The sequence below is a fragment of the Klebsiella electrica genome, assembly GCF_006711645.1.
Taxonomy (GTDB): domain Bacteria; phylum Pseudomonadota; class Gammaproteobacteria; order Enterobacterales; family Enterobacteriaceae; genus Klebsiella; species Klebsiella electrica.
Genome location: NZ_CP041247.1, coordinates 3,421,799 through 3,436,641 on the forward strand (window position 1 = coordinate 3,421,799; position 14,843 = coordinate 3,436,641).

General features: G+C 54.7%; 15 protein-coding genes, 1 tRNA gene and 1 pseudogene. 8 read left to right on the forward strand and 9 right to left on the reverse strand.

Features of this window, described 5'->3' with window-relative positions:
- Positions 1–64: 64 nt before the first annotated feature.
- Positions 65–679 (reverse strand): TetR/AcrR family transcriptional regulator, encoded by a 615-nt coding sequence (locus tag Electrica_RS16430; protein WP_141964978.1) that lies wholly within the window; start codon positions 677–679, stop codon positions 65–67.
- 386 nt (positions 680–1,065) lie between these two features.
- Here Electrica_RS16430 and Electrica_RS16435 point away from each other — a divergent pair.
- Positions 1,066–1,230, forward strand: a pseudogene (locus Electrica_RS16435) (tyrosine-type recombinase/integrase); the annotation flags it as partial.
- A gap of 102 nt (positions 1,231–1,332) precedes the next feature.
- Here Electrica_RS16435 and Electrica_RS16440 read toward each other — a convergent pair.
- Positions 1,333–1,420: transfer RNA gene (locus Electrica_RS16440), tRNA-Ser, on the reverse strand.
- A 144-nt stretch (positions 1,421–1,564) separates the two neighbouring features.
- Positions 1,565–3,193 carry an ABC transporter substrate-binding protein gene (locus Electrica_RS16445; RefSeq protein ID WP_141964979.1) on the reverse strand — a complete coding sequence of 543 codons (1,629 nt, stop codon included), beginning with the start codon at positions 3,191–3,193 and terminating at the stop codon, positions 1,565–1,567.
- 268 nt (positions 3,194–3,461) lie between these two features.
- On the opposite strand from Electrica_RS16445, the gene yccA reads away from it, so the two are divergent.
- Both yccA and tusE read left to right on the forward strand, forming a co-directional pair.
- The gene (gene yccA, locus Electrica_RS16450) at positions 3,462–4,121 is read left to right on the forward strand and encodes an FtsH protease modulator YccA (protein WP_004860189.1); all 660 of its coding nucleotides are present in this window, start codon (positions 3,462–3,464) and stop codon (positions 4,119–4,121) included.
- Positions 4,122–4,209: 88 nt separating this feature from the next.
- Complete coding sequence (gene tusE / locus Electrica_RS16455; protein WP_100685629.1) at positions 4,210–4,539, forward strand: sulfurtransferase TusE; 330 nt, start codon at positions 4,210–4,212, stop codon at positions 4,537–4,539.
- On the opposite strand, the gene yccX is transcribed toward tusE, so the two are convergent.
- Genes yccX through Electrica_RS16470 form a run of 3 tightly spaced genes read right to left on the reverse strand, consistent with a single transcriptional unit; the run spans position 4,536 to position 6,232 of the window.
- The gene (gene yccX, locus Electrica_RS16460; RefSeq protein WP_100685628.1) at positions 4,536–4,817 is read right to left on the reverse strand and encodes an acylphosphatase; all 282 of its coding nucleotides are present in this window, start codon (positions 4,815–4,817) and stop codon (positions 4,536–4,538) included. The genes tusE and yccX overlap by 4 nt on opposite strands.
- A 51-nt stretch (positions 4,818–4,868) precedes the next feature.
- Positions 4,869–5,657 carry an AraC family transcriptional regulator gene (locus Electrica_RS16465; protein WP_131048354.1) on the reverse strand — a complete coding sequence of 263 codons (789 nt, stop codon included), beginning with the start codon at positions 5,655–5,657 and terminating at the stop codon, positions 4,869–4,871.
- A 20-nt stretch (positions 5,658–5,677) separates the two neighbouring features.
- Positions 5,678–6,232: a kinase inhibitor gene (locus Electrica_RS16470; RefSeq protein WP_141964980.1), complete on the reverse strand. Its 555-nt coding sequence runs from the start codon at positions 6,230–6,232 to the stop codon at positions 5,678–5,680.
- A 190-nt stretch (positions 6,233–6,422) separates the two neighbouring features.
- Between Electrica_RS16470 and rlmI the strand changes: the two genes are divergently transcribed.
- Positions 6,423–7,625: a 23S rRNA (cytosine(1962)-C(5))-methyltransferase RlmI gene (gene rlmI / locus Electrica_RS16475; RefSeq protein WP_141964981.1), complete on the forward strand. Its 1,203-nt coding sequence runs from the start codon at positions 6,423–6,425 to the stop codon at positions 7,623–7,625.
- A 59-nt stretch (positions 7,626–7,684) separates the two neighbouring features.
- On the forward strand, positions 7,685–8,002 hold the full coding sequence (gene hspQ, locus Electrica_RS16480) for a heat shock protein HspQ (protein ID WP_100685624.1): 318 nt from the start codon (positions 7,685–7,687) through the stop codon (positions 8,000–8,002).
- 36 nt (positions 8,003–8,038) lie between these two features.
- On the opposite strand, the gene Electrica_RS16485 is transcribed toward hspQ, so the two are convergent.
- On the reverse strand, positions 8,039–8,452 hold the full coding sequence (locus Electrica_RS16485; protein WP_004860175.1) for a CoA-binding protein: 414 nt from the start codon (positions 8,450–8,452) through the stop codon (positions 8,039–8,041).
- A 153-nt stretch (positions 8,453–8,605) separates the two neighbouring features.
- Between Electrica_RS16485 and mgsA the strand changes: the two genes are divergently transcribed.
- Positions 8,606–9,064: a methylglyoxal synthase gene (mgsA, locus tag Electrica_RS16490; RefSeq protein ID WP_141964982.1), complete on the forward strand. Its 459-nt coding sequence runs from the start codon at positions 8,606–8,608 to the stop codon at positions 9,062–9,064.
- A gap of 28 nt (positions 9,065–9,092) precedes the next feature.
- On the opposite strand, the gene helD is transcribed toward mgsA, so the two are convergent.
- On the reverse strand, positions 9,093–11,147 hold the full coding sequence (gene helD / locus Electrica_RS16495; protein ID WP_131048349.1) for a DNA helicase IV: 2,055 nt from the start codon (positions 11,145–11,147) through the stop codon (positions 9,093–9,095).
- A gap of 122 nt (positions 11,148–11,269) precedes the next feature.
- Here helD and Electrica_RS16500 point away from each other — a divergent pair, with 122 nt between their 5' ends.
- Together Electrica_RS16500 and yccS are read left to right on the forward strand one after the other, a co-directional pair.
- Positions 11,270–11,716 (forward strand): YccF domain-containing protein, encoded by a 447-nt coding sequence (locus Electrica_RS16500; RefSeq protein ID WP_100685622.1) that lies wholly within the window; start codon positions 11,270–11,272, stop codon positions 11,714–11,716.
- Between the two features lie 17 nt (positions 11,717–11,733).
- Positions 11,734–13,869 carry a YccS family putative transporter gene (gene yccS, locus Electrica_RS16505; protein WP_100685621.1) on the forward strand — a complete coding sequence of 712 codons (2,136 nt, stop codon included), beginning with the start codon at positions 11,734–11,736 and terminating at the stop codon, positions 13,867–13,869.
- On the opposite strand, the gene Electrica_RS16510 is transcribed toward yccS, so the two are convergent.
- Positions 13,857–14,480, reverse strand: coding sequence for a TfoX/Sxy family DNA transformation protein (locus tag Electrica_RS16510; protein WP_100685620.1), 624 nt, complete (start codon positions 14,478–14,480; stop codon positions 13,857–13,859). The two genes, yccS and Electrica_RS16510, sit on opposite strands and share 13 nt — an antisense overlap.
- Positions 14,481–14,843: the final 363 nt, after the last annotated feature.

Consider the following 14,843-nt stretch of genomic DNA (forward strand, 5'->3'; position numbering starts at 1 on the left):
TGTGAATTATCAGGATGGGATCCGTATTCTCAGACTAGTGACCAATAAAGTCAATGGTCACAAATCAGGGGGCGAGGCTTCTTAAAATCAGTGAGGAAAGCAGTACCGCTGCTTTGGGAGCCGCTTCGAGATTGAACTGCAGCTGCACGGGGTTAACGAAAGGACACATCACCAGATATACCGCATTGGTGGCCTCATCCAGCGGCGTTTTCCTTTCAAACTCCCCGTTCTTCCTGCCTTCAGCCAGAATGCTCTCAATCAGTTTCAGCAGATGCGCTGCATACTTTTCCGTTGAAGGCCACTTTTCCCGCGCGGCTACGGCGGCTATGTCGTAAAGCTTGCGATCGTGGAAAAACAGTTCACTCCCCGCCTCGGTGAGTGCCCCGAAGAGACGACGGAGTTTCTCGCTGGCTGACGGCGCATCGGCGATTGCGGAATCGACCACCTCCATGATCAACGACAGGCGGTTAGCACAGATCACCTCGCCGATAGCCTGTTTGGAATCAAAAAATTTATAGATATAGGACTTTGAAAAACCTATAGATTTAGCAAGTTCTGCCACGGTGGTTTTTTCATAGCCGTAATGGCCGAAATGCGCAAAAGCAGCTTCGACAATTTGCTCTCGCACGCTGTGATCAAGTGGACCACGTGATGGTGGGACGTTCATATTCTTAGTCATGTTTTCAGCTTAGCGTGATAACCATTGATTGACAACGCGTAACCATTTTAGAAATTAGTCACAACCTCAGCTTGTTTCAAGGTCGCGCAATGTTCTCCTCGTAGGTGACTGCTGGTACGCAGAGCCGCGGTTTCTCGTGGGATAAGCGGTTGGATCGGCTACGGATGCTCCAGTATCGAAATTGTACCAGACAAACCGCCCTGCCAGTAAAAGCGCCGAATCCCTGTCTCAAAGCTTATCTCAATGGCAGAAGTGAATGCCACCGCTGGAATGGCCTCTGCCGCGCGGGAGAAGAGTGTCCTGTCGCGACAACCTCAGCGACTAGCAGGCTTATCAGGCAAACGGTGGCATGATGCAAAGCGGGAAGTGGGCTAAAGATCCCCGGCACCTTACACGACATCAAGGCAAAGGCGATATCAGACTTTGAAGGGAGCAGCAAAGATAAGCAGTTATTTAGTGGACACAAGACCGAACTGCAGGTGGCAACATATGACAGGAAGGTGAAAATTTCTCCGACTCTCAACGTTCCACCGCTGCAGAAAGACGAGTGATCAGGAGTGCCAAAGCGGGAAATATACCAAGCGAATATACCAACACTATACCAGGAGCCCAAAGCAAAAAGGGGCTACCTTTCGGTAACCCCTTCTTTTATTTGGCGGAAGCGTAGAGATTCGAACTCTAGAACCCTTTCGGGTCGCCGGTTTTCAAGACCGGTGCCTTCAACCGCTCGGCCACGCTTCCGGTATGGGGCGCACTATAAACACCTCTGTTCAGGCTGTAAAGCACGAATTTGTTCAACCGCCTTAAAAATAAACAAAACCGTGTTATTCGTCTGAAATTCAGTCAGTTCGCGCAAAAAATCAACGTCAGTCGGGCTGGCTGTGGTTAATGTTTTTTGATGTACATATCTTTAGTGAAATAGTACCCCAGCTTATCAGGCGTAAATCCCCCCACCCACGGCTTCACCAGGTGCGTGCGAACATAGTGATAAACCGGAACCGCTGGCACCTCTTTCGCCAAAAGATCCTCCGCCTGCTGGTAGTACTTGCCGCGTGCCACCACATCCGACGCTTTGGCGGCATTCTGTAAGGCTTCGTCATAGGCAGGATTACTGTACTGGCTGGTATTCTCACTATCGCCGGTGCGGAAGTTATTCAGGAAAGTAGCGGCATCGTCATAGTCGGCAATCCACGCATAGCGCACCGCGTCAAAATTGTGCGTGTGCATGGTGTCGAGCATCGTCTTCCACTCCTGGTTTTGCAGCTTCGCCTCCACACCGAGGTTTTTCTTCCACATCGAACTGGCGGCGATCGCCACGCGCTGGTGTGATTCCGAGGTGTTGTACAGCAGATTAAACACCAGCGGGTGACTATCCGAGTACCCCGCTTCGCTCAGCAGTTTTTTGGCTTCGGCAATGCGTTTCTCGCGCGGCCAGCTGGCGTATTCCGGATTTTGCAGTTTTACGCCGCCAATATCAGGCTGGCTAATCAGCCAGGCCGGGCGTTGTCCCTGCCCCAGTACTTTTTCCGCAATGATGTCTTTATCCAGCGCCATGTTCAGCGCCAGCCGGACACGCGGATCGTTAAATGGCGGCCGGGTGGTGTTGAATTCGTAATAATAGGTCGCCAGCTGCGGCGCCACGTTCAGCTGATCGCCCATGGTCTTTTTAAGCTGCGCGAACTGGTTAATCGGCAGCGTATAAACAATGTCGATTTCACCCGCTTTATAACGGTTAACGTCCGCCGCTTCTGAATGAATCGGCAGCCAGGTCACTTCATTGATGACCGTATGCTCATTGTCCCAATAACGCGGGTTACGTTCGGCCACGATGCGCTCGTTCACGACCCACGCGGACAGCTTATACGGACCGCTGGTCACGATATGCTCCGGTTTGGTCCACTGTTCGCCAAAGCGGTTTACCAGCACTTTATCAATCGGAACCAGCGAAGGGTGCGCCAGCATCGCTAAAAACGCCGCGTTCGGCTGCGTTAATCTAACTTCCAGCGTCGCATCATCAACCGCTTTCACGCCTAGCGTCTCCGGCGCTTTTTTCCCCTCGGCAATCTCCTGCGCGTTGACAATATGCATATTGCCCGGGTAGCTGGAATAAGGTGATGCCGTCAGAGGAGAGACCAGACGCTGCCAGCTCCAGACAATATCCTGCGCGGTAATGGCGGTCCCGTCAGACCAGGTCATGCCCGGACGTAAATGAAAGGTCCAGACGGTGTTCTCTTTATTTTCCCACTTTTCCGCCAGCCGCGGCTGTATTTCACCTGCCGGTGAGACGCTGACCAGCCCCTCGAAAAGATCGCTGATAATATTAAACTCAACGTCACTCTCGACCTTATGCGGATCCAGAGATGCCGGCTCGCTGCCGTTATTTCTCACCAGCTCCTGCTTCTCTGCCAGCACCGTCCCCGGGGGAACCTGAGCGGCAAATACCGTGGCCGTCGTGCAGAGTAAACCGAGAGCCAGCAAAGCCTGCGTGATGTGATTGTATTTTTGTGATTTCATATCCCTTGCCTTTATTATGCTTCGTTTGTACCCTCTCCACACTTAGCCACAGAACAGCAATAACGCAATATCTTTCAGTAACCTATCAGATTCCGATCGGGTTCCTGAAACCAAACACACAAACACACCACCTTTTCATCATTTATTAGCATAATATGCTGCATGATTGCCTCGGGGGTCTAAGTAAAGATGGGTAAAAGCACTATGGCTTCCGTCGTGGTTTTTTTATGCTTCATTATTAATTACATCTGTCATAAGAGAGTGACTCATGGATCGTATTATTACGTCGTCGCGTGACCGTTCATCGCTGCTCAGTACGCATAAAGTTCTGCGGAACACCTATTTCCTCCTCAGTCTGACGCTGGCATTTTCCGCCATTACGGCAACGGCCAGCACGGTGCTGATGCTGCCTTCTCCAGGGCTGATTCTGACGCTGGTGGGGATGTATGGTCTGATGTTCCTGACCTATAAACTGGCCAATAAGCCGACGGGTATTCTGGCGGCCTTCGCTTTCACCGGCTTCCTGGGTTATATCCTTGGGCCAATGCTCAACGCCTATCTGTCTGCGGGCATGGGTGACCTGATTGGTCTGGCGCTGGGCGGTACCGCACTGGTCTTCTTCTGCTGCTCGGCCTATGTGCTGACCACTCGTAAAGACATGTCCTTCCTCGGCGGTATGCTGATGGCAGGCGTAGTGGTGGTGCTGATCGGTATGGTGGCTAACATCTTCCTGCAGCTGCCGGCTCTGCACCTGGCCATCAGCGCGGTGTTTATCCTGATTTCTTCAGGCGCAATCCTGTTTGAAACCAGCAATATCATCCGCGGCGGTGAGACCAACTATATCCGCGCTACCGTCAGCCTGTACGTGTCGCTGTACAACATCTTCGTCAGCCTGCTGAGCATCCTTGGCTTCGCAAGCCGGGACTAACCTCTGCCGACGCTGTGCTCAGGCCCCGCTTATGCGGGGCCTTATTTTTTGCTACACTGCGGCCAGTCTGGACGGTATGTGAAGAATTATGTTTATCTTTGAAGGCAACGAAATTGAGACCGATAGCGACGGCTATCTGAAAGAGACGACGCAGTGGAACGAAGCCATGGCGGAAGTTATCGCCGCACAGGAAGGCATTACCCTTGCCGTTGAACACTGGGAAGTGGTGCGCTTTGTACGCGAATTTTATCTGGAGTTCAACACCTCGCCCGCCATTCGCATGTTAGTCAAGGCGATGGCGAATAAGTTTGGCGAAGAGAAAGGCAACAGCCGCTATCTCTACCGCCTGTTCCCGAAAGGGCCAGCCAAACAGGCGACAAAAATTGCCGGCCTGCCTAAACCGGTGAAGTGTATCTAATAGAGAATGGCAAATTTTTGCCATTCTCTGGTGGGTTGATGAGGCTCGGTATTCACCCGGTCAACCCGCGCGCTGCGCGGCCCGCCGGCTTTCAGCCAGGCGATAAGTGCCGCCACCTGCTCGTCTTCCCCGCAGGCCAGCACCTCCACGCTGCCATCATCAAGATTACGGGCATAGCCCGCCAGCCCCAGGCGTAGCGCCTCCCGCTGCGTCGAGTAGCGAAACCCCACGCCCTGAACCGATCCATACACCCATGCCATTGTGCAGATTGTCGCCATCGTTACGCCCCTTTTTTGCCCTGCCCTGATGCAGAGAATAGCAAATTCTCGTCAGCGTACATGCTTCGGCAACAGGCCATAGTGCTGACGAAAACGCGCGGTAAAGCGTGACCCTGACTGATAGCCGCTGTTGAGCGCTATCTCGCCGATGGGCAGCGAAGTTGACTGCAGTTGGCCTAAGGCGTACGCCATGCGCACCTCCTCAACAATCAGGCGAAAGCTTTGCGATTCCTGCTGTAAACGGCGGCGCAGCGTCGATTCTCCCACAAACAACATCTTTGCCACCCGAGGAACGCTCCACGCTTCCGCCGGCGACAGCATGATAATTTGCCGAACCTGAGCGGTCAGATCCTGCTGTCTTTCGTTCAGCAGCGGCCCGGCATATCCCGCCTGCTGCAACGCCAGCAGCAGCCCCATCGTCTGGTGATGCTGCAGCTCCGTCGAGAGTCCCCCTCGCACCGCTTGCAACACGTTCTGCCACATAAACGACAGTTCAGGGGTCATCGGCGCGCATAATGACGTCAGCCGGCCGGGAGGCGGCTCGCTCATATAGCGCGCTTTAAAATCCGCGAGCAGGTCTGCGGTCAATGACAGCAGGTCGGAACAAAATAACCCATTGTCCGGCTGATTAATGACCTCAAGCTCAACGTCGGCGGGCAAAATAATCAGCTGCTGCGGGGTGGCCTGCATTTGACTAGTCCCCTGCACGATGATTTTACTTCCGCGATTGACCCGGCACAGCGCCGGCGAAAAAAGCCTGACGCGATGCAGTTTGTATAATCGCCGGGAGGTGATTTCCGCCGCCGATAACGCATTATGCTGAAAGTGAATATTGCGCATTTGAGCTCTCTGTCCGTCGTTTAGCGTCCTGACATGGCCGTCAGCTGCGCGCTGGCGATAGCGTGGCTGCGCAGCATAAAGCCCACCAACGCGCCGCTGGCCTGGGCATCAATCGGTAACGACGGCGTATTCAGCGCCCATACCGTAAAGTGATAATGATGAGGCTTATCGCCCGGCGGAGGGCAGGCTCCGCCAAACCCCGCATAACCGAAATCATTTCGCCCCTGCACGGCGCCTGCAGGCAGTTTAGCGTTATTTTTATCTCCGGCACCAGTCGCCAGGCTGGAAACCGTCGACGGTATATTCACAACCGTCCAGTGCCACCACCCGCTACCGCTGGGGGCATCCGGGTCGTAGGCGGTCACCGCAAAACTGCGGGTGCCCGTCGGCGCATGTTCCCAGGTCAACTGGGGCGAGACATTCCCCCCGCTGCACCCAAAACCGTTAAACTGTTGCGATACCGCCAGGCTCTCGCCTTCGCGCATATCGCTGCTGGTGACGCGAAATGGCGCTGCTGCCGCGCTGGTACTGATAACCGCCATCAAAATGGCTGCTAACTCGGTTCCTGTTTTCATCGTATTTTCCTCCGTTGGGTGAGGAATCACTGTAAGATCGCGGGAAGGTTTTTATTGTGCCAAAGCGCCTGCGTTTTGTGCCGAAACGCTCATCTGACGGCGCAGGTGGAATGATGCTTGCGTCGGTCACTTGTGCTAACCTACGCGCCATTTTTCGGTGCCGATATTCCCGTTGCTTAAAGGTAGCTCCATGACAGATTCCATTTTCCCCCGCTTAGTGTTGACTAAAGGACGCGAGAAATCCCTGCTGCGTCGCCATCCGTGGATTTTCTCCGGCGCCGTCGCCCGGATGGAAGGTAAAGCTCGTTCCGGTGAAACCATCGATATCGTTGATTCACAGGGAAAATGGCTGGCCCGCGGCGCATATTCGCCCTCTTCGCAGATCCGCGCCCGCGTCTGGAGCTTCGATCGCAATGAAGCTATCGATAACGCCTTTTTCGAGCGTCGTCTGCAGCAGGCGCAGAGCTGGCGCGAATGGCTGGCAGCCCGCGATGGCCTTGACAGCTATCGGTTGATCGCCGGCGAATCCGACGGTCTGCCGGGCGTGACCATCGATCGCTTTGGTCACTTCTTCGTACTGCAGCTGCTGAGCGCCGGTGCTGAATACCAGCGTGCCGCCATCGTCAGCGCGTTGCAAACGCTGTTCCCGAACTGCTCTATCTACGATCGCAGCGACGTCGCGGTGCGTAAAAAAGAGGGGCTGGAGCTGGCGCAGGGTCCGGTTGTCGGCGAACTGCCGCCGGCCCTGCTGCCGATTACCGAGCACGGTATGCAGCTGCTGGTCGACATTCAGGGCGGCCACAAAACCGGTTACTATCTCGACCAGCGCGATAGCCGTCTGGCAACCCGCCGCTATGTCTCCGACAAGCGCGTTCTGAACTGTTTCTCCTACACCGGCGGTTTCGCGGTTTCCGCCCTGATGGGCGGCTGCCGTCAGGTTATCAGCGTCGATACCTCCCAGGAGGCGCTGGACGTTGCGAAACAAAACGTTGAGCTGAATAAGCTGGATCTTTCCAGAGCGGAATTTGTTCGTGACGACGTCTTTAAACTGCTGCGTAAATATCGCGATCAGGGGGAGAAATTTGACGTTATCGTCATGGATCCGCCGAAGTTCGTTGAGAACAAAAACCAGCTGATGGGCGCCTGCCGTGGCTATAAAGATATCAATATGTTGGCGATTCAGCTGTTAAATCCCGGCGGGATCCTGCTGACCTTCTCCTGCTCAGGTTTGATGGCGACCGATTTATTTCAGAAAATCATTGCCGATGCCGCAATTGATGCCGGACGTGATGTACAATTTATAGAACAGTTCCGTCAGGCTGCCGATCACCCGGTGATTGCAACCTACCCGGAAGGGCTGTATCTGAAAGGGTTTGCCTGTCGCATCATGTAACTTGAAAAGCGGAACATTGCCCGCATATAGCAGGTAATAACGTTTCCCAGGAGGTGCCTATGATTGCCAGCAAATTCGGTATCGGCCAGCAGGTACGCCATACGCTATTGGGCTACCTCGGCGTGGTTGTTGATATCGATCCCGTCTACTCGCTCGCCGAGCCGGAAGAGGATGAAATTGCGGCCAATGACGAACTGCGCGCAGCGCCCTGGTATCATGTGGTCATGGAAGATGAGGACGGTCAGCCGATCCACACCTATCTTGCGGAAGCGCAGCTGAGCAGTGAAGCCAGCGATGAACATCCGGAACAGCCGTCGATGGACGAGCTGGCCAGAACGATTCGCCGACAGTTGCAGGCCCCGCGGCTACGTAACTGATGTCAAGAAACCCCGCGCTATCGCGGGGTTTCTTATTTACTTCGCCAGCCCTAAGCGCGGTATTTCAATCGCCGGGCAGCGATCCATCACCACATTCAGCCCAGCCTCGCGCGCCAGGACCGCCGCCTGTTCGTTAATCACTCCCAGCTGCAACCACAGCGTTTTCGCCCCAATGGCGATGGCTTCCTGAGCAACGGCCAGCGCCGCATCGGAGTTGCGGAAGACATCGACCATATCCACTTTTTCCGGCACATCGCCAAGGGTCGCGTAGCCTTTCTGCCCCATCAGCGTGGTGCCCGCGACTTTCGGCGACACAGGAATAACGTGATACCCCTGTTCAAGAAGGTATTTCATCACCCGATAACTCGGGCGATCCGGTTTGTCGCTCGCCCCGACCAGCGCAATCGTCTGGGTTGAGGTGAGAATGCCTGCGATATCGTTCTCTTTCATTTTATCCTCCACTCTTTAGCCCAAGTGTATGTTAATCAGAACGAACGAGCCATTCATCCTGACTTACGGATGCGTCAAAAATTTTCACCCGGATGCTTGCAGCAGCAATCACTTCCAGTAATCTGTCTGCAGGTCAAAATGTGGAATGAAAATATGGAACTGACGACACGTACGTTACCCGCACGCAAACATATCGCGCTGGTTGCTCACGATCACTGTAAAGATATGCTGATGAAATGGGTTGCGCGCCACCAGACGCTGCTGGCCCAGCATGAACTCTATGCAACCGGCACTACCGGTAACCTTATCTCCCGCGCAACCGGGCTGGAGGTTAACGCGATGCTGAGCGGACCGATGGGTGGCGATCAGCAGGTCGGCGCGCTAATCGCGGAAGGTAAAATCGATGTGCTGATTTTCTTCTGGGATCCGCTCAACGCCGTACCGCATGACCCGGACGTCAAGGCGCTGCTGCGCCTGGCGACGGTGTGGAACATCCCTGTCGCCACCAATGCCTCAACGGCCGACTTTATCATTCTGTCGCCGACCTTCGGCGAACCTCTCGATATTCTGATCCCGGATTATCAACGTTACCTCGCCGACCGTCTGAAGTAATTCCGGCCGGCGGCCCACCCGCCGGCACTTACGGTTTTCTCGCCACCGGCACAGCCAATTCTTCTAACATGCCGACAAACGGCGAAGGCCGCGCTTTGTTGAACAATAACCAGACGCGAAGCCGCGCGCGCGTGATAGCGACATAGAGCAACCGCCGCTCTTCCGCATCCGGAAAATCCTCCGGCTGCGGCAGCAGCGCCTGCTCCATAATGGATTCACGCGCCGGGGCCGGAAACGCATCATCGCCATCCTGCAGCCCCAGCACAATAACATAATCCGCCTGCTGGCCCTTACTGGCATGAATGGTCATAAAATCGAGCTGCAGATGCGGCCAGCGCGTCGCCGCTTTTTCCAGCGCCTCGGGTTTCAAATGATGATAGCGCGCCAGCAATAAAATCCGCTGCTCCGGTTTCGCATAGCCGCTGAGCTTATCGAGGAGATCGTCGAGCTTATCGTCCGCCAGCAGCGTCACGGCTTTCTTGTCTCCGGCCGTCAGGCTGTTCAATGGTTTGCTCAGCTGATGCGGATTTTGTTGTATAAAGCCGTTCGCTACTTCACCAATACGCCCGTTAAACCGGTAGGTGGTATCCAGCGCGCAGCAATCGCCTTCGCCAAAATAGTGATTAAATGCGGTGGTCAAAGAGAGCTGTGCCCCGCTAAAGCGATAGATAGCCTGCCAGTCATCACCAACGGCGAATAACGTCGTCTGCGTGTTCTGTCGCCGCAGCGCAGCCAGCAAGGCGGCGCGCTGCGGCGAGATATCCTGAAACTCGTCGACCAGAATATGTTTCCACGGGCTGACGAAGCGCCCTTTGTCCAGAATATTAATCGCCTGGTGTATCAGCCCGGAAAAATCGACCGCGCCCTCGTCTTTCAGCGCCGTTTTCCATGCCTTCAACAGCGGCGCCATCAGCTTAACGCGCTTGCCGAACAGGTCGCGCACCTCTTCCGGCGCGCCGGCGATCATCTCCGCCTGCGATCCGCCGTGCATTCGCATCAGGCTCACCCAGCGATCGAGGCGACTGGCCATTCGCCGCTGAATTTTTTTATCCTGCCAGAATTCGCCATCCGGCACCTGCCAGTCCATCTCTTCTTCCAGCCATTGCCGCCATCCCTTAGCCTGCGCTTTTTTCTCCTGACACTGCTGGCGCCAGTTTTGCAGCAGCAGCGTCTGACGAGCCGCGCTGTCGCTCTCCAGCTCGCTGATGGTCGGCACTTTTTTGCTGCCTTGCTGAATAATATGTAATGCCAGAGAGTGAAAGGTACGCGCCGCTATCTCTTCTGAGCCCAGCCGCTCACGAATACGTTCATCCATTTCCTGCGCCGCCTGGCGGCCAAATGCCAGCAGCAGAATCTGATCGGCGGCGGCTTCTCCCCGCGTTAATAACCATCCGGCTCGCGCCACCAGCACGGAGGTTTTGCCGCTTCCGGCACCGGCCAGCACCAGCAAAGCGCGCTCGCCGTTGACCACCGCCCGCGCCTGCGCGGGATTCAGTGGCGAGGTTTCGACGCTGGCAAAAAATCCGCGATACTGCTCGAGCATCGATGCCGTAAAAGCCTGATTATGTACCTGCCGGGCCTCTTCCGTATTGGCCAGCCAGCCCTGGCACTGCCGCCACAGCTCACGGCAGTTGTCGAAAGCGTCAAGGCGGCTGGTCGGCATCGGCAGGCCGGTCAAGGCGCGGCGAATCTTCACCTGAATGTCAGTCACCTGCTGCCGGGTCAGCCACTTACCCTCCGCACTGGCGCGGGCGACCTCCTCCAGCTGCTGGCGGAGAACACCGGCGGCAATGTCGCTCATTTCCACGCTCCACTGCTGCCAGAGGGTATTCAGATGATGATAAAAACGCTGCGTTTCATTCCACTCGGTACCGTGTAAACGCACAACTTTGCTGTCCGGTAAAACGAACTCCAGCTCACCCCAGACCAGGCCGCGCTTACATTGAACTGACAATAACTGATTGAAAGGGATAAGATACTCATGGTTATCACCCGAAACTTTTACTCCCGCGTTAAGCAATTGCACCCGGTCGTAGGGGTGCTGTGCCATACGTTTGCCCAATGTTGTCGCTTTAAGTTCCATATCATGCCGAATTTCAATCAGGTTGGATGTTTTTAAGTTTAACCGCCAGCGACCAGGTGCTCCAGCGTAAAAAACGTTACAATGGTCAGGTCTTATTATCTCCAGGACTGAACTGAGGGTTTATGCGTACCATTCTGAATATTTTGAACTTTATCCTTGGCGGTTTCGCCACCACGCTGGGATGGCTGCTGGCAACGCTGGTCAGCATCATCCTGATCTTCACCCTGCCATTAACCCGCTCATGCTGGGAAATTACCCGTCTCTCCTTGCTGCCTTACGGTAATGAAGCTATTCATGTCGATGAACTTGAACCGCAAGGCAAAAATAGCCTGCTGAATGCCGGCGGCACGATTCTGAATATTTTGTGGTTTCTCTTTTTCGGCTGGTGGCTGTGCCTGATGCATATTTTCAGCGGTATCGCCCAATGCCTGACTATCATCGGCATCCCGGTCGGTATTGCCAATTTTAAAATTGCCGCTATTGCATTATGGCCGGTGGGACGTAGAGTGGTTTCTGTCGAAACGGCTCGTGCAGCGCGTGAAGCGAATGCGCGTCGTCGCTTTCAGTAACCGGACGGAACACGACCATGCTTAGCCCCTTGCTACGCCGTTATACATGGAACAGCGCCTGGCTGTACAACGCCAGGATTTTTATCGCACTCTGCGGCACAACCGCCGTTCCATGGTGGCTTGGCGAAATCAAACTGACCATTCCCCTGACGCTGGGCGTGGTGGCCGCAGCATTGACCGACCTCGACGATCGTCTGGCTGGCCGGTTGCGCAACCTGGCCATCACGCTAGTGTGTTTCTTTATTGCTTCCGCCTCGGTGGAGCTGCTGTTCCCCTGGCCCTGGCTGTTTGCGCTGGGGTTAACCGTATCGACCACCGGATTTATTTTGCTCGGCGGTCTGGGACAGCGTTACGCCACTATCGCATTTGGCGCCTTGTTGATCGCCATTTATACCATGCTGGGCGTAACGCTCTACGATCGCTGGTATCTGCAGCCGTTTTTTCTGCTGACCGGTGCGGTCTGGTACAACCTGCTGACGCTCTGCGGACACCTGATTTTCCCGATCCGTCCTCTGCAGGATAATCTTGCGCGCAGCTATGAGCAGCTGGCGCATTACCTGGAACTTAAATCCCGCCTGTTCGACCCGGATATTGAGGATGAGAGCCAGGCACCGCTCTATGATTTAGCCATTGCCAATGGTCAACTGGTGACGACGCTCAATCAGACCAAGGTCTCTCTGCTGACGCGTCTGCGCGGCGACCGCGGCCAGCGCGGCACCCGCCGCACGTTGCAATACTATTTTGTGGCTCAGGATATTCACGAACGCGCCAGCTCATCGCACATTCAGTACCAAACGCTGCGCGATCATTTCCGCTATAGCGATGTGATGTTCCGCTTCCAGCGCATGCTGTCGATGCAGGCGCAGGCATGCCAGAAACTATCGCGCGCAATTCTTTTACGCGAACCTTACCAGCACGATGCCCATTTCGAGCGGGCATTTATGCACCTTGACGCCGCCCTCGATCGCGTACGCGCCAGCGGCGCGCCGGCAGAACAGATGAAAGCGCTGGGCTTTCTGCTGAATAATCTCCGCGCGATTGACGCGCAGCTGGCGACAATTGAGTCGGCGCAAACCAGCGCCCCGGTGAACAGCGCGACCGAAAACCTGCTCGCGGACGATGGTCTGAACAATTTCAGCGATATTTGGCTGCGGCTGCGCCGCAATATGTCGCCAGAATCGGCGCTGTTCCGCCATGCGGTAAGAATGTCGTTGGTGCTCTGTACCGGCTATGCGTTTATCCAGCTTACCGGGTTAAACCACGGCTACTGGATACTGCTGACCAGCCTGTTTGTCTGCCAACCAAACTATAACGCCACCCGCCATCGGCTCGCGCTGAGGATTATCGGTACCCTGATCGGGGTGGCCATCGGCCTGCCGCTATTACTGCTTGTGCCATCGGTTGAAGGCCAACTCTTGCTCATTGTCCTGACCGGCGTGCTGTTCTTCGCTTTTCGCAACGTCCAGTATGCCCACGCGACCATGTTCATCACCCTGCTGGTTCTGCTGTGCTTTAACCTGCTAGGCGAAGGTTTCGAGGTCGCGCTACCGCGTATTTTCGATACCCTGATTGGCTGTGCTATCGCCTGGGCGGCCGTGAGTTTTATCTGGCCAGACTGGAAGTTCCGCAACCTGCCACGAGTTCTGGATCAGGCTATCAACGCCAACTGTCGCTACCTTGATGCCATTCTCGAACAGTATCACCAGGGGCGCGATAACCGCCTGGCCTATCGCGTTGCCCGTCGCGATGCCCATAGTCGGGATGGTGAACTGGCTTCTGTGGTGTCGAACCTGTCGACGGAACCGCGGGCAAACGCAGCCATGCGCGAAACGGCATTCCGTTTACTGTGCCTGAACCATACCTTTACCAGCTATATTTCCGCGCTCGGCGCGCACCGGGAAAAACTCACGACTGCGGAAATTCTGGCCCTGCTTGATGATGCCGTCTGCTACGTTGATGATGCGCTGCACCACACGCCCGCCGACGAACAGCGGGTGCAGCAGGCGCTTAATAGTTTGCAGACCCGGATCCAACACCTTGAGCCCCGGGCAGACAGCAAAGAACCGCTGGTGCTTCAGCAAATTGGTCTGCTGCTGGCGCTGTTGCCGGAAATCTGCAGATTGCAAAAGCAGGTTGCGGTTCAACCCGAGTAAGCATCGATTTTTTTGTGCTGGGTGCCGGCCCATACCTTAAGCTCCTGACGCCGCTGCGTCGGGAGCGCTGCGGAATGCACTCCGGCAATCGCCCCTTCCAGCGCATAGAGAACATTCAACGTGAGCGCTTTGTTCGACTCCCGCAATTTCAGCCAGACTTTCTCCGCACCAAACTGACGCAGCATTTTTTCATCGCTCACCCCCGCGTTAATTAGCAGCAGTTCCATATGAAAACTGATATTCGGGAGATCTTTTAATCTTCCGGAAGCGCGTTGTCGTCGCTTTTCATTACGTGCGCTTTGTAATGAGGACGCCGATAGATTGAAAAGCGTTTTGCTATCACGCCAGAGAGTCTCGTCAACCTGATAATATTTCAGCAAGACCGGGCGACCATTTTTCCGCATCGTCAAAAGAGGGGTGGCATGCACCACACGATATTCCGCGCTCTGCTCACAAATTTTAAGATAGATTTCGCCCTCGGCGACCATAGCAAAAACGGTATCGTCGATGGCAAGGCTATAGCCGCCAAAGAGCGGGCGACAGCTTATTTTACCGAGTGGAGATAAACATTCCTGGAATTGATGGAACCGTAAAGATGAAATTTTCTTCATGATTATTCCTTTGTTAATCATGTAAATAGAAGATTATTTGTGAACGGATCCGTTAATATAGAAAGTAAGTGACTTCGTATATTGCAGCAAGATGATTTTGACGCTGTTCAAGATTTAATCATCGTTTTGCGAGGTGCTTTCAGAAAACAGTCGGGCGAAAATACTCAATATATAAGTAATAAATACGCCAGCCCTGCTTACTGAAATGCTGGTGAATAGTTTGGCTATCCACGTGGCAAATCTGCGCGATGTGATTCGACCTATGAACCTGGCGCACGGCTGCCGCCGTGACGATTGGCGATAAAAATCGATCTTCCTCACTCCCCACCAGAACGGTCTGGCGCGGAATTGACAAAAACCATG